Consider the following 1,524-nt stretch of genomic DNA (forward strand, 5'->3'; position numbering starts at 1 on the left):
ATCTCGTCTCACCCTCCAAGAGACAGAGGGCGCAGGGAAGGCCGCATAGGCGTTAAGTTTATGCTTGAGTGTTGGAATCCGCCGTGATTCGAACAGGGGATGGCAGACGAATCGCTCCTGAACGAGGACTGGACGAGAGTGGTTGCGCAGCTGGGCGGGGCTGCGCAGCTCGAGAAAACTGCGCGCCAGACGAAGGCCTTCGCGCGTCGGCGGCAGATTCCAGATGCGGTGACGTTACTTCGGCTGATGCTGGCCTATTGTTTGGGTGAAAGAGGGCTGAGATCGACAGCCGCATGGGCGGCTTCTGTTGGCCTTGCCGACCTCACCAGCGTGGCGTTGTTCTATCGGCTGCGTCAATGTGGTGATTGGTTTGCGGTGCTGGTGGAGGGCTTGCTCGCTGCGGCAGCTCCGAAGGCGAGCCAAGGCCGCCTGATCCGCATCATCGATGCGACGACAGTGCCTCAGGCGGGACCGGCTGCGCGCAAGAACAGTGAGCTTTGGCGCGTTCATAGCGCATTTGATCTGCCCTATGAGCGCTTTGGTCACTTCGAGCTGACAGATCAGCAAGAGGGCGAAACGTTTGACCGGATACCAGTGGTCAAGAACGAGATCCGCATTGCTGACCGCGCTTATCTGCAACCTGACCGCATTGCGGCCGTCCGCGAAGCCGGGGCCGACGTTTTGATCCGAGCGGGCTGGAAGAACGCACGTTGGCTTGACGCCAAAGGCCTTCCGTTCGATCTGATGGCCCAATTGCGTGCCGCGAAGGCGCGCGGACTGGTCGATCGGGAGATTTGGATCAAGCGCAAGGGCGGCGCGCCTCTGGCTATGCGTCTGGTCGCAATCAAGAAGCCCACCGGTGCGGCTGCTGCTTCTCGGCGTAAAGCCCGGCAAGACGCAAAAGATGAAAACCGCATCATCTCCAAAGAAACTTTGGAGGCTGCGGATTGGGTCATTCTGATCACGTCGCTCGCGCGGGACGAGTTCTCCACCAAAGATGTGCTTGCGCTCTATCGATTGCGATGGCGGATCGAGCTTGGGTTCAAGCGACTGAAGAGTCTGATTGGCCTCAAGACGCCGCCAGGAACCGATCCGCGCTCTGCCAAGCCCTACCTGCTGGCCCACCTCCTGATCATCCTGTTGCTCGAGCCGCTTGCCAGCGACTTCGAGGACTCTCCCCACTGGACGCAGGCCGCTTAACGACGCCTGGCGCTTGGCGGGTCCTGCAGCAGCTCGTTGCATCCTTGCTGCAAGCAATCATTCCACAACCAACCATCCGTTGCTTGCGCCGCAGAAAACGCGCGTTGGGGCGCCACCTTCGCGAGCCTCCTCGAAAACGCAAGTATCAATCGATGCTCGCGCTACCTTAACGCCTATGCGGTCTTCCCTGCGCCCTCACTTTCCAGAGGGTGACGCGTTCTCGGAAAACTCGGGCGAAAACACGCCGCGAGAACGGATTTCCATGCGACATACAAAAGAGCAGTGCCGGGATCACGGCGATAGGCGAGGGCGCGGGGTTTCTGG

The 1,524-nt window shown here is 60.2% G+C and carries 1 protein-coding gene; it reads left to right on the plus strand.

What is annotated here, in order from left to right; genetic code table 11:
* The first annotated feature begins 99 nt into the window (after positions 1-99).
* Positions 100-1,200: an IS4 family transposase gene (locus tag QX128_RS33155; RefSeq protein ID WP_315701243.1), complete on the plus strand. Its 1,101-nt coding sequence runs from the start codon at positions 100-102 to the stop codon at positions 1,198-1,200.
* Positions 1,201-1,524 lie beyond the last annotated feature (324 nt).

Origin of the sequence: Bradyrhizobium sp. SZCCHNR1015 (assembly GCF_032489875.1) — a bacterium.
Lineage (GTDB): Bacteria > Pseudomonadota > Alphaproteobacteria > Rhizobiales > Xanthobacteraceae > Bradyrhizobium.